Origin of the sequence: Streptomyces sp. SAJ15 (assembly GCF_007595705.1) — a bacterium.
In the GTDB taxonomy this organism is placed as follows: Bacteria; Actinomycetota; Actinomycetes; order Streptomycetales; family Streptomycetaceae; genus Streptomyces.
Genome location: NZ_NISY01000007.1, coordinates 228,106 through 245,386, shown reverse-complemented (window position 1 = coordinate 245,386; position 17,281 = coordinate 228,106). Strand labels below are relative to the sequence as shown.

Below are 17,281 nucleotides of genomic sequence, written 5' to 3'. Positions count from 1 at the left end.
GCCCACGCCACTCACCTGGCACGATGACGGGGTGACCGCACCGTTGACGCCGCACGACGAACCCGCCCCCGGCCCGGAGTCCGCCGGGGACGAGACCCCGTACGCCGCCCATACCCCCGAGCCCGCCCCGGGGGACCAGGCCGCGGCGGAGGACGGGCGCGGGATGCGCGCCGAGGTGCTGGAGGCCGCGCTGGTCGGCCTGGCCGTCGCGGTCACCGGGGTGCTGCTGGGCCTGCTGTGGCTGTGGCTGGCGCCGCGCGTGCCGCTGTACACCGACGGCCAGAACATCTATCTGATGAACGCCGAGGGTGAGGAGCGGGTCGGCGCCGACGGCACCTTCGTGCTGCTCGGCCTCGGCATGGGCCTGGTGACCGCCGCGGCGGTCTTCTGGTTCCGGCGGCGCGGCGGCATTCCGCTGGTGGTCGGCCTGGCGGTCGGCTCGCTGCTCGGCTCGTACCTCGCTTGGAAGGTCGGCCTCTGGCTCGACCCGAACGCCGACATGGTGGAGAGCGCCAAGGAGGCCGGCAAGGGCGCGACCTTCGACGGCCCCCTCCAGCTCCAGGCCAAGGGCGCGCTGCTCGCCTGGCCCGTCGCCGCCATGGGCTTCCACCTGGCCCTCACCGGCCTCTTCGGGCCGAGAGACCCGGAACCCTTCCCCGAATGGTCCCAGCGGCCCGAGCAGCCCCAGAAGTAACGATCACATTCCGCGGCAGCGGGTCAGCCACCCCCTTCCGCCGCGATGGCGAGAAGCCCGACGGCGGAGCCCGGCGGTGCCGAGCCGACATCGGCGCTCGCACACGCGTCGTCCGACATCACCCCACGGGCCCGCCGGGCTCACCGGAACCGCAGCCGAACAAGGCGTCACCGCTCGCCCGGAGCGCCCCGCGCGGCGAGCGCTACGCCGGGCGACGTCCGTGGTTGGCCCGGCCCTTCTTGAGGCGCCAGCGGCGTTTGCGGGTCTTCTTGGACATCAGGTCCTCCCCGGGTGGGACGCGCGGACGGCGTCCCCTTCTGCTACCTAGCCGAGCCGGGCGGAACCGTCCAGGGTCCGGGAGGGGGCGTTCAGGGTCCGGGGGCGTTCAGAAGCGGGCGATGGGGGCGACCACCGCGTCGGTGAGGGCCGCCAGGTCGGCGGGGGAGAGCTCGACCTCCAGCCCGCGGCGGCCCGCCGAGACGCACACCGTGGGGTGCCCGGTCGCCGAGGCGTCGAGCGCGGTGGGCAGCCGCTTCCGTTGGCCCAGGGGGGAGATCCCGCCCCGGACGTAGCCCGTGGTGCGCTCCGCGGCCGCCGGGTCGGCCATGGTGGCGCGCTTGCCGCCGACCGCCGCCGCCAGCGCCTTGAGGTCGAGCGAGGCGGAGACGGGCACGATCGCCACCGTCAGCGCGTCGTCGACGGAGGCGATCAGCGTCTTGAAGACCCGCGAGGGATCCACGCCCAACGCCTCGGCGGCCTCCTCGCCGTACGAGGGGGCGGCCGGGTCGTGGTCGTAGGCGCGCACCGTGAAGTCCGTGCCCGCCGCCGTCAGCGCGACCGTCGCCGGGGTCGAGCCGCCGGAGCCGGCGTTCTGTTTCCTGGACTTCCTGGCCACGGTGCGATCGCCTCCGGAGGGTCGTCAGTTGGGGCTGGTGGGCTGCCGCGTCAGCTCCACGGCGGGCAGCGACGGGAGCTTACCGATCACCGCCGTCTCGGCGCGCAGCAGTTTCAGCTCCTCGGCCAGCCGGGAGGCGGTGTCCGGGGCCTGGAGCAGCCGCTGCTTGGCGGGGATGTCGAGCACCGCGGCGGCCGCGACCAGATAGGAGACCACCGACGGCTCGTCGGGCAGCTCCTGGGTGCCGGACAGGCTCAACTCGCGCGCCCCGGCCAGTCGCTTCTGGTACGTGCGGAAGGCCCGCAGCACGCCGTTGGCCAGCGCCCCGGCACCCTCGCCCGGCTCCTCCGGCAACTCCTCGACCTCCCCGGTCAGATACGGACCGGAGGCGTCGACGGACAACAGCCGGAAGCGGGTGGTGCCGGTGGCGATGAGCTCGTAGGTGCCGTCGCGCTGCTCCCGGATGGTCGCAACATCCGCCACACAGCCCACGGCGTGGAAGGCCAGCATGGGATCGGCGCCGAAGCCGGCCGCCGCGCCGCGGCGGGTGGGCGCGGTCGGGTCCGGTAGGCCGGGGGCGGTCGGGGCGACCTCCCGGCCGTCGCGGATGGCGATCACACCGAAGCGGCGCGGCGCCTCCTCGGGTAGCGCGGCGAGATCGCGCACCAGGGCGCGGTAGCGCTCCTCGAAGACGTTGAGGGGCAGCACCAGACCCGGGAACAGCACGGTGTTCAGCGGGAAGAGCGGAAGGCGGGCGGACGTCACGACGCGTAAGCCTAATGGCCGTAGGCCCGCGGGGTCCTTCCCCAGCCGTCACAACCCGGCGGTGACGGCCGTCTCCCCGGCTACTGCCGGCGCAGCAGCCGCGAGGCGCCCGCCGCCACCGTCGTCGCCAGGATCCAGCCCACCAGGACTAAGAGCGCCGCCGCCCACTGGCCCAGCCCGTCCGGCCGCCAGTAGCTGTCCTGGCCCAGGTCGATGACGGGCAGCAGCAGGTCCAGGGTGTAGAGGTACGCGTTCCAGTGCGGCGCCTCGCCCGGCTTGATCGCGTCCGGGCGGTGCCGGGTGAAGAAGAAGGTGCCGATCGCCCACAGCACCGCCATCCACACCGCCGCCCGCCCGGGCCGGTAGCCGTACGCCACCGTCCAGTCCTGGAGGTAGCCCCAGCCCTTGCCGGCCATCGGGAGCGTCTCGCGGCGGCGGCGCTGCTTGGCCAGCAGCACCTCGCGCGCGTCGGCGTCCTCGCCACTGGCCCGGAGCGCGTTCGCCAGCATCTCGTACGGGTCGGGGGCGTACTCGGGCGTGGCGGCGGCCACCCACTCCAGTCGGCGGGAGAGCGGGAAGTGGCCGCGCGGGATGAGGTTCTCGTAGCCGAAGCCGGCCATCGCCAGGCCGCCGGGCCCCGGCCAGCTGACCGAGCGGTCGACCAGGTTGACCACCTTCGCGCCGGAGAGGATCACCCGACCGCGCCGCGGCCGCTCGCCCAGGAACCGCAGCTCCGGGGTCTGCACCCGGCGCAGGGACAGCTCCTGGTCGTTCTCCAGGATGAAGCGGGACTGGTCGAGGTCGATCGCGTCACCGAACCGGCCGTCGTCGAGCCGCACCCCGCCCTCGCACTCGAAGCGCTGGATGCGGGTGCCGCGGGTGGGCGTGTTGGCGGTGCCGTACGGCGGGGTGGAGCCGGAGCCGCTGGAGAACGGCGAACCGCTCACCCCCGCCGCCGTCAGGTACAGGGTGCGCTCCACGGTCAACTGCGGGGCGTTGAGCGCCCGCCGCCCGTACGGGTTGCGCAGCTGGCTGCCGCGCAGGCTCAGCGACACCCCGATCTTCGCGCCGCGCAGACTCAGCTCCCCGTATGACTCGATCATCTCGGCCTGGAGGTCCTGGCCGACGGTGAGCCCGTCCGCGGTGATCGACCGACCACGCCGGTCGCGCCGCACCACCAGCTGGTTCAGCAGCAGATCGGTGCCTATGTGCGCGTCGGTGAGCCGGATGCCCTGCTCGATCACGCAGCGCGGCAGATGCAGGTCGCCCTCGGTGTGCAGCCGGGCCGCCTCGACCCGGGGGATGGCGCAACCGACCAGCCGCAGCGTGGTGAAACGGCTCTCGGGCAGCAGCAGCTCCTGCTCGAAGCGACAGTTGCGCAACTCGACGTAGGGCGCGATGGAGCCGCCGGCCAGGTCCAGGGTGCCGGTGATGTGCACCCCGTTCAGCTTCAGCGCGGAGACCCGGCCGGGCTGCGCCGGCGGGCTGCTCAGCAGCAGCAGCGCCACCACGCGGGCCCGCACGCTCCGCTCCGGGCCCCAGGCGTGTGGGCCGGCCGGGTCGTTGCGCTGGGGGTGCGGGGTGCGCAGGTCGAGGGTGCTGCCGTTGCGGAACGCCTGCCACATGCCCCACTCCGGGGTGGTCAGGTCCAGACCCGCCGGCGGGTCACCGTCGTGTGGCTCGGTCACAGCCGTTTCCCCTCCCGGGCGTCGGTCCGCCGACCGGACGCCCGTCACCCGTCTCCGTACACCCGCACGGATCCCCATTCCCGCTGAGTAATCGGTTGAACGCCAGCGGTCAGGATCAACTTATGGGGTGCGTATCAATGAGTGATACGGGGGACCGGCCCGTGGAAGCGGTCTGAGACAATTGACCGCGTGATCTCCCGAATCGATCTGCGTGGCGACGCCTTCCCTCAGGACGGGATCGACCGCGACCTGCTGCCCCGTGCCGAGCTCGACGTCGAGGCCGCCCTGGAGAAGGTGCGGCCCATCTGCGACGACGTGCATCATCGCGGCACAGCGGCGCTGATCGAGTACGCGGAGCGCTTCGACGGCGTGACGATCGACCGGGTCCGGGTGCCGGCCGAGGCGATCGAGCGCGCCCTGGAGGAGCTCGACCCGGCGGTGCGCGCCGCCCTGGAGGAGTCCGTCCGGCGCGCCCGGCTGGTCCACCGGGCGCAGCGGCGCACCGACCACACCGTCACCGTCGTGCCCGGCGGCACGGTGACCGAGCGTTGGGTGCCGGTGCGACGGGTCGGGTTGTACGTGCCGGGCGGCCGGTCCGTCTACCCCTCCTCCGTCGTCATGAACGTGGTCCCGGCCCAGGAGGCCGGCGTCGGCTCCATGGCCGTCGCCTCGCCCCCGCAGGCCGACTTCGACGGCCTGCCGCACCCCACCATCCTGGCGGCCTGCGCGCTGCTGGGCGTGGACGAGGTGTACGCGGCGGGCGGCGCCCAGGCCATCGCCATGTTCGCGTACGGCACCGACGAGTGCCGCCCCGCCGACCTGGTCACCGGGCCCGGCAACATCTGGGTGGCGGCCGCCAAGCGGCTGCTCAAGGGCCGTATCGGCATCGACGCCGAGGCCGGCCCGACCGAGATCGCCATCCTCGCCGACGACACCGCCGACCCGGCGCACGTCGCCGCCGACCTGATCAGCCAGGCCGAGCACGACCCGCTCGCCGCCTCGGTGCTCGTCACCGACTCCGAGGAGCTCGCGACGGCCGTGGAGAAGGAGCTGGCCGTCCAGGTCGCCGCCACCCGCCACGTCGAGGACCGGATCGTGCCCGCGCTGAGTGGCCGGCAGTCCGGCATCGTGCTGGTCGACGGCCTCGACGAGGGCCTCGCCGTCGTCGACGCCTACGCCGCCGAGCACCTGGAGATCCAGACCGCCGACGCCTCCGCCGTGGCCGCGCGGGTGCGCAACGCCGGCGCGATCTTCGTCGGCCCGTACTCCCCGGTGTCCCTCGGCGACTACGCCGCGGGCTCCAACCACGTGCTGCCCACCGGCGGTTGCGCCTGCCACTCCTCGGGCCTGTCGGTCCAGTCCTTCCTGCGCGGCATCCACGTCGTGGACTACTCGCGGGAGGCGCTGGCGGAGGTCGCCGGACACGTGGTGACGCTGGCCGAGGCCGAGGACCTGCCCGCCCACGGCGCCGCGGTCAAGGCGAGGTTCGACGGGAAGGTTCCGCAGAGCAAGTGACCCGCAACCCATCCACGTCCCCCTGGGACGCGCTCCCCATCCGGGACGAGCTGCGCGGCAAGTCCCCGTACGGCGCCCCCCAGCTCGACGTGCCCGTGCGCCTGAACACCAACGAGAACCCCTATCCGCTGCCCGAGCCGTTGGTGGCCCGGATCGCCGAGCGGGTCGCCGAGGCGGCCCGCCACCTCAACCGCTACCCCGACCGGGACGCGGTCGAGCTCCGCACCGAGCTGGCGAAGTACCTGAGCCGCACCGCCGGCCACCCGGTGCGGACCGCCAACGTCTGGGCGGCCAACGGCTCCAACGAGGTGCTCCAGCAGCTGCTGCAGACCTTCGGCGGGCCCGGCCGCACCGCGATCGGCTTCGAGCCCTCGTACTCCATGCACGCGCTGATCTCGCGGGGCACCGGCACCGGCTGGATCTCCGGGCCGCGCAACGAGGACTTCACCATCGACGTGCGGGCCGCGCGCGCCGCCCTCGCCGAGCACCGCCCCGACGTCGTCTTCGTCACCTCTCCCAACAACCCCACCGGCACGGCCGTCGACGCCGAGACGGTGCTGGCGCTGTACGAGGCGGCACAGGCGGCCAAGCCGTCGATGGTGATCGTGGACGAGGCGTACGGCGAGTTCAGCCACCGGCCCTCGCTGCTGCCGCTGATCGAGGGCCGGCCCCACCTCGTCGTCTCCCGGACCATGTCCAAGGCGTTCGGCGCGGCCGGGCTCCGGCTCGGCTACCTGGCCGCCGACCCGGCGGTGGTCGACGCCGTCCAACTGGTGCGGCTGCCCTACCACCTGTCCGCCGTCACCCAGGCCACCGCGCTGGCGGCGCTGGAGCACACCGACACCCTGCTGGGCTACGTCGAGCAGCTCAAGGCGGAGCGCGACCGCCTGGTGACGGAGCTGCGCGCCCTCGGCTGCGAGGTCACCGACTCCGACGCCAACTTCGTGCAGTTCGGCCGGTTCCCAGACGCCCACACGGCCTGGCAGGGCCTGCTGGACCGGGGCGTCCTGGTCCGTGACAACGGAGTGCCGGGCCGGCTGCGGGTCACCGCGGGCACCCCGGCGGAGAACGACGCGTTCCTCGCCGCGGTGCGCGACCTGATGAAAGAGAGCACGTCATGAACCGCGTGGGTCGCGTGGAGCGCACCACCAAGGAAACCTCGGTGCTGGTCGAGATCGATCTCGACGGTACGGGCGAAGTGTCCGTGTCGACGGGGGTCGGCTTCTACGACCACATGCTCGACCAGCTCGGCCGACACGGCCTCTTCGACCTCACCGTCAAGACCGACGGCGACCTGCACATCGACACCCACCACACCATCGAGGACACCGCCCTCGCGCTCGGCGCCGCCTTCAGGCAGGCACTCGGCGACAAGGTCGGGATCTATCGGTTCGGCAACTGCACGGTGCCGCTGGACGAGTCGCTCGCCCAGGTGACGGTGGACCTCTCCGGCCGCCCGTACCTGGTGCACAGCGAGCCGGAGAACATGGCGCCGATGATCGGCACGTACGACACCACGATGACCCGGCACATACTGGAGTCCTTCGTCGCCCAGGCGCAGATCGCGCTGCACGTGCACGTCCCGTACGGGCGCAACGCCCACCACATCGTCGAATGCCAGTTCAAGGCGCTGGCCCGCGCGCTGCGCTACGCCAGCGAGCGGGACCCCCGCGCGGCCGGCATCCTCCCGTCCACGAAGGGCGCTCTGTAACCAGCATGAACGGCCTCTCCACCGCCTTCATCGTCCTCGGCATCTTCCTCCTCAGCGGCGTCTACTCCTTCGTCAAGCAGGGGATGCCCAAGAGCGTGATCGTCCTGCTCGGCATCGGCGGCGGCATGTCGCTCATCGCCGGCGTGCTGCGACTGGAGACGTTCCAGTGAGCAAGCGAGTCGTCGTCTTCGACTACGGATTCGGCAACGTCCGCTCCGCCGAGCGGGCCCTGGCGCACGTCGGCGCCGACGTCGAGATCACCCGTGACTACGACAAGGCCCTCGCCGCCGACGGACTGCTGGTCCCCGGCGTCGGCGCCTTCGCCGCCTGCATGAGCGGGCTGCGCGAGGCCCGCGGCGACTGGCTCATCGGGCGTCGGCTCTCCGGCGGCCGGCCCGTCATGGGCATCTGCGTCGGCATGCAGATCCTCTTCGCCCGCGGCATCGAGCACGGCGTGGAGACCGAGGGCCTCGACGAGTGGCCCGGCACGGTCGAGCCGCTGCGCGCCCCCGTCGTCCCCCACATGGGCTGGAACACCGTCAAGGCGGCCGAGGGCTCCTACCTCTTCGCCGGCCTGGACGCGGACACCCGCTACTACTTCGTGCACTCCTACGCGGTGCGCCAGTGGGAGCTGGAGGTCGGCAACCCGCACATCCGCGCCCCCAAGGTGACCTGGGCCACCCACGGCGAGCCCTTCGTGGCCGCCGTGGAGAACGGCCCGCTGTGGGCCACCCAGTTCCACCCCGAGAAGTCCGGCGACGCCGGAGCCCAGCTGCTCACCAACTGGATCGAGACCCTCTGATGCCCGAGACCTCCTCGCCGTCCACGCTCGAACTGCTCCCCGCCGTCGACGTCCGCGACGGCCAGGCCGTCCGCCTGGTGCACGGCGAGTCCGGCACCGAGACCTCCTACGGCTCCCCGCTGGAGGCCGCCCTGGCCTGGCAGCGCGCCGGCGCCGAGTGGCTGCACCTGGTCGACCTCGACGCCGCCTTCGGCACCGGCGACAACCGGAAGCTGATCGCCGAGGTCGCCAGCGCCATGGACATCAAGGTCGAGCTGTCCGGCGGCATCCGCGACGACGACACGCTGGAGGCCGCCCTGGCCACCGGCTGCACCCGGGTCAACCTCGGCACCGCGGCCCTGGAGACCCCGGAGTGGGTCGCCGACGTCATCGCCCGCCACGGCGACAGGATCGCGGTGGGTCTGGACGTCCGCGGCACCACGCTGCGCGGCCGCGGCTGGACCCGCGACGGCGGCGACCTCTACGAGACCCTGGCCCGGCTGGACTCCGAGGGCTGCGCCCGCTACGTGGTCACCGACATCAACAAGGACGGCACCCTCCAGGGCCCCAACCTGGACCTGCTGCGCGACGTGTGCGCCGCGACCGACAAGCCAGTTGTCGCCTCCGGCGGCGTTTCGTCCCTTGACGATCTGCGTGCTCTTGCCACGCTGGTACCGGAGGGCGTGGAAGGCGCCATCGTCGGCAAGGCCCTCTACGCCAAGGCGTTCACCTTGGAGGAGGCGTTGGAGGCCGTGTCCCGATGACCGATGCCGTGCGACGTGTGCAGAGCGACAGCCCCTGGGAGGAGGCGATCGGATCCGCGCGCGCCGTGGCGGCGGGCGACCGGGTCCTCGTCGCCGGCACGATGCCCTTCACCGGCAGCGTGCTGCACGGCGAGGGGGACCCGTACGAACAGGCGCTGTCGGCGTTCACCAACGCCCTGGACGCGCTCAAGGAGTTCGGCCTCGGCGCCGACTCCGTCATCCGTACCCGCATGTACCTCACCCACCTGCGCGACGTGGACGCGGTCGGCCGCGCCCACAAGGAGCTCTTCGGCGAGGTGCGCCCGGCCGCGACCCTGGTCGTGGTCTCGCGCTTCGCCGACTCGCGCGTGCTGGTGGAGGTCGAAGTAGAAGCGTTCCGCGACGTGGAGAAGATCCGCTGACGCGGGGAAGTTCCGCCGCGGCGGAGAAAGCGAGCCTGAACCTCATGACCCTGGCGGTCCGAGTCATCCCCTGCCTGGACGTGGACAACGGCCGGGTCGTCAAGGGGGTCAACTTCCAGAACCTGCGCGACGCCGGCGACCCCGTGGAGATGGCCAGGATCTACGGCGAGGAGGGCGCCGACGAGCTGACCTTCCTCGACATCACCGCCTCCTCCGGCAACCGCGAGACCACCTACGACGTGGTGCGCCGCACCGCCGAACAGGTCTTCATCCCGCTGACCGTCGGCGGCGGCGTGCGCACCGCCGAGGACGTGGACAAGCTGCTGCGCGCCGGAGCGGACAAGGTCGGCGTCAACACCGCCGCCATCGAGCGCCCCGAGCTGCTGCGCGAGATCGCCGAGCGCTTCGGCCGTCAGGTGCTCGTGCTCTCGGTCGACGCCCGGCGCTGCGCCGCCGGGCCCGACGGGGCTCCCGCCACCCCGTCCGGCTACGAGGTGACCACCCACGGCGGCCGCCGCGGCACCGGCCTGGACGCCGTCGAATGGGCCCACCGCGCGGCCGAGCTGGGCGCCGGCGAGATCCTGCTGAACTCCATGGACGCCGACGGCACCAAGGACGGCTACGACATCCCCATGATCGAGGCCGTGCGCAAGCACGTCACCGTCCCGGTCATCGCCAGCGGCGGCGCCGGCGAGCTCGGCCACTTCGCCCCGGCGGTCGCCGCCGGCGCGGACGCGGTGCTCGCCGCCTCCGTCTTCCACTTCGGCGACCTGCGCATCTCCCAGGTCAAGGAGTCCCTGCGGGCGGCGGGCCACCCGGTCCGCTGACCGCCGCCGCGGGCGGGCGCGGCCTTTGGCGAAGACGGGCCCGCCCGGGAGTCGGCCGGTGCCGCGCGTCCCGCGCGCCGGAGGCTTCCGGACACGGAGCCCTCCGGAAGCCGGGCCGTCCCGTGCGCCTGTTCGGCCCCGCTCAGAGCCCCAGCTCGGCCTCGTACAGCCGGGACACCGCCTCCTTGTCGCCGTCCACCTCGACCCGGGCCGCGTTCTGGCGGCCGTACAGGAACAGCGCCAGCTCGCCGGGCTCACCGCTGACCGTGACCACCGGGAGACCGCGGTGGGCCACCACGGTGCGGCCGTCCGGGCGGCGCAGCACCAGGCCGACGGGGGAGCGACGGCCGAAGAGCCGGGCGATGCGCTCCACCCGCGCCCACAGGGCGTCGGCGAAGACCGGGTCGATCGGGCGGGGCTCCCAGCCGGCCTGGGCACGGCGGACGTCCTCCCCGTGCACATAGAACTCGATGGTGTTCGCCGCCTCGTCGACCGGCTTGAGGGCGAACGGGGACAGCCGCGACGGGCCGGTGCGGATGAGCTGGAGCAGCTCCTCGTACGGCTTCTCCGCGAACTCCTCGCGCACCTGCTCCGTGCGGGCCTTCAGCGCCTTGAACAGCATGCCCGGGGTGGCGTCCGCGCGGCGCTCCCGCACCACCACATGGGCCGCGAGGTCGCGCGCGGTCCAGCCCTCGCAGAGCGTCTGGGCCTCGGGCCCCACGCTCTCCAAGAGGTCCGCGAGGAGCAGACGTTCGCGCTTCGCGTGCGTCGACATACGGTCAGCGTACGGCCGCCCTCCCCGCCCTGCCACGGCGCCGCGGCTACCCGGGGAGCGGCTTGGACAGCTTCGGGCCGTCCACCTTGCCGCTGAGGGTGAGGGAGCAGGAGACCTGGTTCGAGCCCTGGAAGGTGTAGGTCGCCCGCGCCGGGTACAGCGCGTAGTAGTAGTACGTCGAGCTGCTCCGCGGAATGCTCTTCATCCGCTTCTCGGCGTCCACCCGGCACAGCGCGAGCGCCTTGTCCTGGATCTCCTTGTCGGTGGCGAAGGTGCCGGTCAGCGTCTCGTTGGCGATCACCTCGCCGTCGTGCGGGCTGTCGCACGACCGGATCTCGACCTTGGTCACGCCGCTGGAGAGCCCCGGGTGGTCGAAGCACTGGCCCGGCTTGAGGACCACGTACGGCACCAGGTCGCTCGGCGAGGCGGAGGACGAGGCCGAGGGGGAGCCGCTCGGCGAGTCCGCGCCGCCGCCCACCGGGGCGCCCTTGCCGGGGTCCTCCGCGCCGGACGGGGAGGGGGCCGCGGACGAGGACGAGGGGCCGGCGGAGGGGGTGGGCGCGGCGGAGCCGGTCGTCGCGCCGGGCGTGCCCTGGGCCGTCTTCTTCTTGTCGCCGTCGTCGTCACCGCCGGTCGTGGCCACCACCACGCCGCCGGCTATCAGCGCCACGGCCGCCGCCGCGCCGACCACCAGGGCGAGCTTCCGCCCGCGACGGGCCGGCGGAGGCGGGGGACCGAAGGCCCCCGGGCCACCCGGACCGGGCGGCACCGGCCCGTAGGGACCCGGCCCGCCCGGGGTCGGTCCCCCCGGGCCCGAGCCGCTGGGGCCGAACGCGCCGAAGCCGCCCTGCGGGGCGGCCTGAGGGGTGCCCGGGGGGACGGGGGGCCCGAAGCCCTGCTGCGGCGGCCCGAACCCACCGCCGTTCGCGGAGGGGTCGGGCTGGTTCGGCGGAGGCGGAAAGGTCATGGCCGAAGCATGCCGCATGCCGCCGACAGTCCAGCCATCGGGCTGACGCTCCATCGGCGCCGCGGTGCGAGGCAGAATGGGCGCATGACCGGCACCGACCGCCCCGCAGACCGCCGCGCCGACCGCCCCTCGGCCCTGGACGCGGCCCTCGCCGCCCGCCTCAAGCGCAACGCCGACGGGCTCGTTCCCGCCATCGCCCAGCAGTACGACACCGGTGAGGTGCTGATGCTCGGCTGGATGGACGACGAGGCGCTGCACCGCACCCTCACCACCGGCCGCTGCACCTACTGGAGCCGCAGCCGCGGGGAGTACTGGGTCAAGGGCGACACCTCGGGCCATGTGCAGTACGTGAAGTCCGTGGCGCTCGACTGCGACGCCGACACCCTCCTGGTCAAGGTCGACCAGGTCGGCGCGGCCTGCCACACCGGCGACCGCACCTGTTTCGATTCCGACCGACTGCCGTTGGGGCAGTAGGCTCCGCTGCCATGAAGGCGACGACCACGGGGGCAGCCACCATGGACCTTGAGACCTTCCGGAAGCTGGCGGCCGACCGCCGCGTGATCCCGGTCAGCCGACGGCTGCTCGCCGACGGCGACACACCGGTCGGCCTCTACCGCAAGCTCGCCGCCGAGCGCCCGGGCACCTTCCTGCTGGAGTCCGCCGAGAACGGCCGCGCGGACTTCAGTTGGGCTCGCTACTCCTTCATCGGGGTGCGCAGCGCCGCCACCCTCACCGAGCGCGACGGGCGGACCCACTGGCTGGGCACCCCGCCGGTCGGCGTGCCCACCGACGGGGACCCGCTGGAGGCGCTCCGCGCGACGGTGGAGACCCTGCACACCCCGCGCGACCTCGCGGGCGGGCTGCCGCCCTTCACCGGCGGCATGGTCGGCTATCTGGGCTACGACATCGTGCGCCGGCTGGAGAAGATCCCCGAGCACGGCCGGGACGACCTGCGCCTCCCCGAGCTGACCATGCTGCTCACCTCGGACCTGGCCGTCCTCGACCACTGGGACGGCACCGTCCTGCTGATCGCCAACGCCATCAACCACAACGACCTGGACACCGGCGTCGACGAGGCGTACGCGGACGCGGTGGCGCGGCTGGACGCCATGACCGCCGACCTGGCGCGTCCGGTCCCCACCGAGCCCACCGCGCTGCCCCCCTCCGAACTCCCCTCCTACACCGCGCTGTGGGGCGGAGAGGACTTCAAGGAGGCCGTGGAGGACATCAAGGAGCGCATCCGCGCGGGCGAGGCCTTCCAGGTCGTCCCCTCGCAGCGCTTCGAGACGCCCTGCACGGCGAGCGCCCTGGACGTCTACCGGGTGCTGCGGGCCACCAACCCCAGCCCGTACATGTACCTCTTCCGGTTCCCCAGCGGGGACGGCGAGGCATTCGACGTGGTCGGCTCCAGCCCCGAGGCGCTGGTCAAGGTCGAGGACGGGCGCGCCCTGCTGCACCCGATCGCCGGCACCCGCCCGCGCGGCGCCACGCCGCAGGAGGACCACGCGCTCGCCGAGGAGTTGCTGGCCGACCCCAAGGAGCGGGCCGAGCACCTGATGCTCGTCGACCTGGGCCGCAACGACCTCGGCCGGGTCTGCCAGCCCGGCAGCGTCGAGGTGGTCGACTTCATGTCGATCGAGCGCTACAGCCACGTGATGCACATCGTCTCCACCGTCACCGGACGGATCGCCCCCGGCCGCACCGCCTTCGACGTGCTCACCGCGTGCTTCCCCGCGGGCACCCTCTCCGGCGCCCCCAAGCCGCGCGCCATGCAGATCATCGAGGAGCTGGAGCCCTCCCGGCGCGGCCTGTACGGCGGCTGCGTCGGCTACCTCGACTTCGCCGGCGACTCCGACACCGCCATCGCCATCCGCACCGCCCTGCTGCGCGACGGCACCGCCTACGTCCAGGCGGGCGCGGGCATCGTCGCCGACTCCGACCCCTCGGCCGAGGACGACGAGTGCCGCAACAAGGCCGCGGCGGTGCTCCGGGCCGTCCACACGGCGGGCCGCCTGGGGCGCTAGCCCGGCGGTCGGCCCGCCGTCGGCGGCGCCTCGCGCGGGGCCGCGGCGCGCCGATGTCGCGGGCCTGCCGCTCAAGGGACCCCGCGCGACGGGGCCGGTCCGACCGTAGGGGATAGTGGTACGCGTGAGTGCAGCAGCCGTACCCCAGCCCCGCGCGGAGCGCGGACCCGCCGTCAAGGCCCAGCGCGGCGGCAGGCGGAGCCTCGCCATCGCCCTGCTGTGCGGCGCCCTCGGCGCCGCGCTCGTCCTCCTGGCCACCAGCCGTACCTGGGCGGAGGGCACCGCCGCCGTCGCCCAGGGAGCCCTACCGCAGCACGCGAACGGCGACGACATCACCGGGCTGCCGGGCGCGCTCGCGGTCGTCGGCCTCGCCGCCATGGTCGCGGTCTTCGCGGTGCGCCGCGCGGGCCGTGTGTTCGTCGCCGGCCTCCTCGCCCTGTGCGGCGCGGGCATCGCCGTCAGCGCCGTGATAGGCGCCTCGGACACCGCCGCGCTGGAGGAGAAGGCGTCCAAGGCCACCGGGCTGACGGACAGCTCCATCCAGGACGTGGCGCACACCGCCTGGCCGTGGGTGGCGCTGGCCGGTGGCGTCCTGCTGCTGATCGCCGGAGCGCTGGCCCTTGGCTACGGCCGCCGGTGGCCCGCGATGTCCGGCCGCTACGAGCGGTCGGGCGGCGCCGCGCGGCCCCGTCCCCGCCGCTCCCGCCCCGCCCCGGACCCGGACCGCCCCGAGGAGCTCTGGAAGGCCCTGGACCGCGGCGAGGACCCGACGGGCCGCGAGGGCGGCCCCGCGCGGTCCTGACCGCTCGCGCGGCCGCACGACCCGTTCCACCCCGCCCAGCCACGGCACCCCGCCTCGTGTGATGTCGTCGCCGGCACGGCGACGACATCACACCGACCCCCGGGCACAGCACCTTCGCGCGTCGGGGACAATGGGCGGGGAGCGTTCGCCCCGCGCCCAGACCCTGGCGCCAGCACAGCAACGAGGAGTACTCATGTCGGGTAGCAACCACGCTCAGGACCACGGGCACACCCCGGCCGCGTGGACCGGCGTCACCATCGCCTTCATCGGCTTCTGCATGTCCGCCGCGTTCACCGTGCTGGCCAACCCGATCGGCTTCGTGGCCGGGATGGTGGTCGTCGTGCTCGGTGGCGTCGTGGGCGCGGCCATGCGCGCCGCGGGGCTGGGCGCCACCCCGCGCCGCACCTCGGCGGCGAAGGTGAAGGCGGAGCCGCAGCCGCAGCAGGGCTGAACCGGCGCGCGGCACCGCCGCGCGCACCCGGGCTGACCCGCGGGACGACGAGGCGCGGCTCGGGCCCCTCCGACGGAGCATCCGTCCACAGGGCCTGAGCTGCGCCTTCGCCTGTTCACGGGGAGACTCGGGAAGGTGACAGACGACACAGCCGCCGGCCCCCCGGGGCGGCCGGCGCGGCCCGACCGCCGCTCTGTCCGTCGCTCCCGTGTCCGTCGCTCCCGTGTCCGTCGCCTCGCCGCCCCGCTGGGCGCCCTCGCCGGGATCGGCGCGGCCTTCGCCGTCGTCGGCGCCGTCGACCCCAACGAGCCGGGCCACTATCCGGTGTGCCCGCTGTGGCGGGCCACCGGGCTGCTGTGCCCCGGCTGCGGCGGCCTGCGCAGCGCGTACGCCGTCGCCCACGGGGATCTGGCCGGCGCGCTGGGCGCCAACGCCCTCGCGGTCGCCGCGTACGCCGTGTGCGCGCTCCTGTGGGCCCGCTGGCTGCTCCGCGCGGCGGGGGTGCCACCCCGTGCGGCCCCCTCCGCGCACCCCGTCACCGCACCGCGGGCCGCGGCCCCGCGCGGAGGGCGGACTGTGGCGCTGGCCGCCCTGGTGATGGCCTTCACGGTGGTGCGCAACCTGCCGTTCGGAGGTGTACTGGCCCCGTAGCCATGGGAACAACCGTCCAGGGTGTGGGACCGCCGCCCACCGGATGCGGGAGCTCCGGTGCTGGGCGGATACCATCAAAGTTGTCTGGTGACCGTGGCGCGACCACGGCACCGGGGCCGACAGAAGCTGCATCCCCGTCCCGGAAGGGGGCCGCTCGCGTGAGTGTGCTCGACGAGATCATCGACGGAGTCCGTGCCGACCTCGCGGAGCGGCAGGCGCGCGTCACGCTCGACGAGCTCAAGGAGCGGGCCGCGAAGGCCCCGCAGGCCAAGGACGGCGTGGCGGCCCTCAAGGGCGACGGCGTCAAGGTGATCTGCGAGGTCAAGCGCTCCAGCCCGTCCAAGGGCGCGCTCGCCGCGATCGCCGACCCGGCCGGCCTCGCCGCCGACTACGAGGCGGGGGGCGCGGCGGTCATCAGCGTGCTCACCGAGCAGCGCCGCTTCGGCGGATCCCTCGCCGACCTGGAGGCGGTGCGCGCCCGGGTCGACATCCCCGTGCTGCGCAAGGACTTCATCGTCACCGCCTACCAGCTGTGGGAGGCCCGTGCCTACGGTGCGGACCTCGCCCTGCTCATCGTCGCGGCGCTGGAGCAGCCCGCCCTGGTCTCGCTCATCGAGCGGGCCGAGTCGATCGGGCTCACCCCGCTCGTCGAGGTGCACGACGAGGAGGAGGTCGCGCGAGCCGTGGACGCGGGCGCGCGCATCATCGGGGTCAACGCCCGCAACCTGAAGACCCTCGAGGTGGACCGCGGGACCTTCGCGCAGGTCGCGCCGGAGATCCCGGACCACATCGTGAAGATCGCCGAGTCCGGCGTGCGCGGCCCGCACGACCTGATCGCGTACGCCAACGAGGGCGCGGACGCCGTCCTGGTGGGTGAGTCGCTGGTCACCGGGCGGGACCCGAAGGGCGCCGTCGCCGACCTGGTGGCGGCGGGCGCGCACCCGGCCCTGCGGCACGGCAGGAGCTGAACCGGTCATGAGGGCGTACGCGCGTCTGGCCCGGGGGTGCCGCCCCCGGGGCTGCCGTGCGCCCGCGCGGCGCGTGCGTGGGCGCCGCGTGCGGTACCACATCGGCTGTGAGCCGGGGCAGATCAACGGGCGCCGATGGCGTCCGACGCCGCGCGGCTGACCCCGTCTTCGGGTGCGGCTCCGTCGCGCCCGCGTGTCTCTCCCACCCACCCCCGTTCACCCCGGCCCTTCAGGGCCGGCCACCGGTCGTCTGGTCGACCCGGTCGGATCCGGTGGCTCCGGAAGCGGCTCGTGCCCGGTCGGGCCCATGGCGGCCCCGACGCGTCGGCTCGGGGGCACCGGTGCGCCGATCGACGGTCCGATCGACGGTCCAGGGCGGAGCCCCTGCCCCGCGGCGTGGCCGCGGATCCGGGCAGCGGGCGGGAGCGGGTCGGGGAACGACACTCCGCGGCATCGCGACCACCGAACCCCCCGGGCGGGCCATGTCGGCTCGTCGCGGCGCCGTCGCGCCCCCGGCGGGCGGTTGCCCACCCACTCACCCACCCGTGAACCCGGCCCGCCGGCCGGGGCAGGTCGTCGTGTGGGGCGCCGACGGGTCGCCG

21 protein-coding genes are annotated in these 17,281 nt (G+C 73.9%); 16 read left to right on the top strand and 5 right to left on the bottom strand.

The features are described from left to right. Nucleotides 1–31 precede the first annotated feature (31 nt). Nucleotides 32–694 (top strand): DUF2567 domain-containing protein, encoded by a 663-nt coding sequence (locus tag CD790_RS20225; RefSeq protein ID WP_144384688.1) that lies wholly within the window; start codon nucleotides 32–34, stop codon nucleotides 692–694. Between the two features lie 385 nt (nucleotides 695–1,079). On the opposite strand, the gene ybaK is transcribed toward CD790_RS20225, so the two are convergent. The 3 genes from ybaK to CD790_RS20210 all read right to left on the bottom strand — a co-directional run bounded on the left by ybaK (nucleotide 1,080) and on the right by CD790_RS20210 (nucleotide 4,042). Continuing rightward, entirely contained in the window at nucleotides 1,080–1,589 is a 510-nt protein-coding gene (gene ybaK / locus CD790_RS20220) for a Cys-tRNA(Pro) deacylase (protein ID WP_144384687.1), read from the bottom strand. Nucleotides 1,590–1,613: 24 nt separating this feature from the next. Then, nucleotides 1,614–2,354, bottom strand: a complete 741-nt coding sequence (locus tag CD790_RS20215; RefSeq protein WP_144384686.1) for an LON peptidase substrate-binding domain-containing protein — start codon at nucleotides 2,352–2,354, stop codon at nucleotides 1,614–1,616. An 80-nt stretch (nucleotides 2,355–2,434) separates the two neighbouring features. After that, entirely contained in the window at nucleotides 2,435–4,042 is a 1,608-nt protein-coding gene (locus tag CD790_RS20210; protein ID WP_144384685.1) for an oxidoreductase, read from the bottom strand. 189 nt (nucleotides 4,043–4,231) lie between these two features. Here CD790_RS20210 and hisD point away from each other — a divergent pair, with 189 nt between their 5' ends. Genes hisD through hisF form a run of 8 tightly spaced genes read left to right on the top strand, consistent with a single transcriptional unit; the run spans nucleotide 4,232 to nucleotide 10,041 of the window. Beyond that, entirely contained in the window at nucleotides 4,232–5,557 is a 1,326-nt protein-coding gene (gene hisD / locus CD790_RS20205; RefSeq protein WP_144384684.1) for a histidinol dehydrogenase, read from the top strand. Continuing rightward, nucleotides 5,554–6,678 (top strand): histidinol-phosphate transaminase, encoded by a 1,125-nt coding sequence (locus tag CD790_RS20200; RefSeq protein ID WP_144384683.1) that lies wholly within the window; start codon nucleotides 5,554–5,556, stop codon nucleotides 6,676–6,678. Before hisD ends, CD790_RS20200 begins: the two co-directional genes overlap by 4 nt. Next, complete coding sequence (hisB, locus tag CD790_RS20195; RefSeq protein ID WP_144384682.1) at nucleotides 6,675–7,268, top strand: imidazoleglycerol-phosphate dehydratase HisB; 594 nt, start codon at nucleotides 6,675–6,677, stop codon at nucleotides 7,266–7,268. Before CD790_RS20200 ends, hisB begins: the two co-directional genes overlap by 4 nt. 5 nt (nucleotides 7,269–7,273) lie before the next feature. Then, nucleotides 7,274–7,438, top strand: a complete 165-nt coding sequence (locus CD790_RS34730; RefSeq protein ID WP_186319139.1) for a hypothetical protein — start codon at nucleotides 7,274–7,276, stop codon at nucleotides 7,436–7,438. Further along, nucleotides 7,435–8,070 (top strand): imidazole glycerol phosphate synthase subunit HisH, encoded by a 636-nt coding sequence (gene hisH, locus CD790_RS20190; protein ID WP_144384681.1) that lies wholly within the window; start codon nucleotides 7,435–7,437, stop codon nucleotides 8,068–8,070. Before CD790_RS34730 ends, hisH begins: the two co-directional genes overlap by 4 nt. After that, on the top strand, nucleotides 8,070–8,813 hold the full coding sequence (gene priA / locus CD790_RS20185; RefSeq protein ID WP_144384680.1) for a bifunctional 1-(5-phosphoribosyl)-5-((5-phosphoribosylamino)methylideneamino)imidazole-4-carboxamide isomerase/phosphoribosylanthranilate isomerase PriA: 744 nt from the start codon (nucleotides 8,070–8,072) through the stop codon (nucleotides 8,811–8,813). Before hisH ends, priA begins: the two co-directional genes overlap by 1 nt. Next, the gene (locus tag CD790_RS20180) at nucleotides 8,810–9,214 is read left to right on the top strand and encodes a RidA family protein (protein ID WP_144384679.1); all 405 of its coding nucleotides are present in this window, start codon (nucleotides 8,810–8,812) and stop codon (nucleotides 9,212–9,214) included. Before priA ends, CD790_RS20180 begins: the two co-directional genes overlap by 4 nt. A 44-nt stretch (nucleotides 9,215–9,258) precedes the next feature. Then, the gene (gene hisF / locus CD790_RS20175; RefSeq protein WP_144384678.1) at nucleotides 9,259–10,041 is read left to right on the top strand and encodes an imidazole glycerol phosphate synthase subunit HisF; all 783 of its coding nucleotides are present in this window, start codon (nucleotides 9,259–9,261) and stop codon (nucleotides 10,039–10,041) included. Nucleotides 10,042–10,183: 142 nt separating this feature from the next. Here the strand turns inward: hisF and CD790_RS20170 are convergent, their stop codons facing one another. Continuing rightward, nucleotides 10,184–10,816 carry a TIGR03085 family metal-binding protein gene (locus tag CD790_RS20170; RefSeq protein WP_144384677.1) on the bottom strand — a complete coding sequence of 211 codons (633 nt, stop codon included), beginning with the start codon at nucleotides 10,814–10,816 and terminating at the stop codon, nucleotides 10,184–10,186. A 46-nt stretch (nucleotides 10,817–10,862) separates the two neighbouring features. Next, nucleotides 10,863–11,783, bottom strand: coding sequence for a hypothetical protein (locus CD790_RS20165; protein WP_186319138.1), 921 nt, complete (start codon nucleotides 11,781–11,783; stop codon nucleotides 10,863–10,865). Nucleotides 11,784–11,867: 84 nt separating this feature from the next. Between CD790_RS20165 and hisI the strand changes: the two genes are divergently transcribed. The 7 genes from hisI (at nucleotide 11,868) to trpM (ending at nucleotide 16,839) form a co-directional block, all read left to right on the top strand. Continuing rightward, on the top strand, nucleotides 11,868–12,257 hold the full coding sequence (gene hisI, locus CD790_RS20160) for a phosphoribosyl-AMP cyclohydrolase (RefSeq protein ID WP_144384675.1): 390 nt from the start codon (nucleotides 11,868–11,870) through the stop codon (nucleotides 12,255–12,257). Between the two features lie 11 nt (nucleotides 12,258–12,268). Beyond that, on the top strand, nucleotides 12,269–13,807 hold the full coding sequence (locus CD790_RS20155) for an anthranilate synthase component I (protein WP_144384674.1): 1,539 nt from the start codon (nucleotides 12,269–12,271) through the stop codon (nucleotides 13,805–13,807). Nucleotides 13,808–13,931: 124 nt separating this feature from the next. Next, entirely contained in the window at nucleotides 13,932–14,609 is a 678-nt protein-coding gene (locus tag CD790_RS20150; protein WP_144384673.1) for a TIGR02234 family membrane protein, read from the top strand. A 193-nt stretch (nucleotides 14,610–14,802) separates the two neighbouring features. Continuing rightward, the gene (locus CD790_RS20145) at nucleotides 14,803–15,060 is read left to right on the top strand and encodes an HGxxPAAW family protein (protein WP_144384672.1); all 258 of its coding nucleotides are present in this window, start codon (nucleotides 14,803–14,805) and stop codon (nucleotides 15,058–15,060) included. A 135-nt stretch (nucleotides 15,061–15,195) separates the two neighbouring features. Beyond that, nucleotides 15,196–15,711 carry a DUF2752 domain-containing protein gene (locus tag CD790_RS20140; protein ID WP_144384671.1) on the top strand — a complete coding sequence of 172 codons (516 nt, stop codon included), beginning with the start codon at nucleotides 15,196–15,198 and terminating at the stop codon, nucleotides 15,709–15,711. 158 nt (nucleotides 15,712–15,869) lie between these two features. After that, on the top strand, nucleotides 15,870–16,679 hold the full coding sequence (gene trpC / locus CD790_RS20135) for an indole-3-glycerol phosphate synthase TrpC (protein ID WP_144384670.1): 810 nt from the start codon (nucleotides 15,870–15,872) through the stop codon (nucleotides 16,677–16,679). Between the two features lie 7 nt (nucleotides 16,680–16,686). Further along, the gene (gene trpM, locus CD790_RS36910; RefSeq protein ID WP_399217883.1) at nucleotides 16,687–16,839 is read left to right on the top strand and encodes a tryptophan biosynthesis modulator TrpM; all 153 of its coding nucleotides are present in this window, start codon (nucleotides 16,687–16,689) and stop codon (nucleotides 16,837–16,839) included. Nucleotides 16,840–17,281 lie beyond the last annotated feature (442 nt).

Coding starts and splice junctions, on each gene's coding strand:
- CD790_RS20145 (WP_144384672.1), top strand. CDS start 14,803: ATGTCGGGTAGCAACCACGCTCAGGACCACGGGCACACCCCGGCCGCG.
- CD790_RS20180 (WP_144384679.1), top strand. CDS start 8,810: ATGACCGATGCCGTGCGACGTGTGCAGAGCGACAGCCCCTGGGAGGAG.
- CD790_RS20170 (WP_144384677.1), bottom strand. CDS start 10,816: ATGTCGACGCACGCGAAGCGCGAACGTCTGCTCCTCGCGGACCTCTTG.
- CD790_RS20165 (WP_186319138.1), bottom strand. CDS start 11,783: ATGACCTTTCCGCCTCCGCCGAACCAGCCCGACCCCTCCGCGAACGGC.
- CD790_RS20155 (WP_144384674.1), top strand. CDS start 12,269: ATGAAGGCGACGACCACGGGGGCAGCCACCATGGACCTTGAGACCTTC.
- hisI (WP_144384675.1), top strand. CDS start 11,868: ATGACCGGCACCGACCGCCCCGCAGACCGCCGCGCCGACCGCCCCTCG.
- priA (WP_144384680.1), top strand. CDS start 8,070: ATGCCCGAGACCTCCTCGCCGTCCACGCTCGAACTGCTCCCCGCCGTC.
- trpM (WP_399217883.1), top strand. CDS start 16,687: ATGAGGGCGTACGCGCGTCTGGCCCGGGGGTGCCGCCCCCGGGGCTGC.
- hisB (WP_144384682.1), top strand. CDS start 6,675: ATGAACCGCGTGGGTCGCGTGGAGCGCACCACCAAGGAAACCTCGGTG.
- CD790_RS34730 (WP_186319139.1), top strand. CDS start 7,274: ATGAACGGCCTCTCCACCGCCTTCATCGTCCTCGGCATCTTCCTCCTC.
- hisF (WP_144384678.1), top strand. CDS start 9,259: ATGACCCTGGCGGTCCGAGTCATCCCCTGCCTGGACGTGGACAACGGC.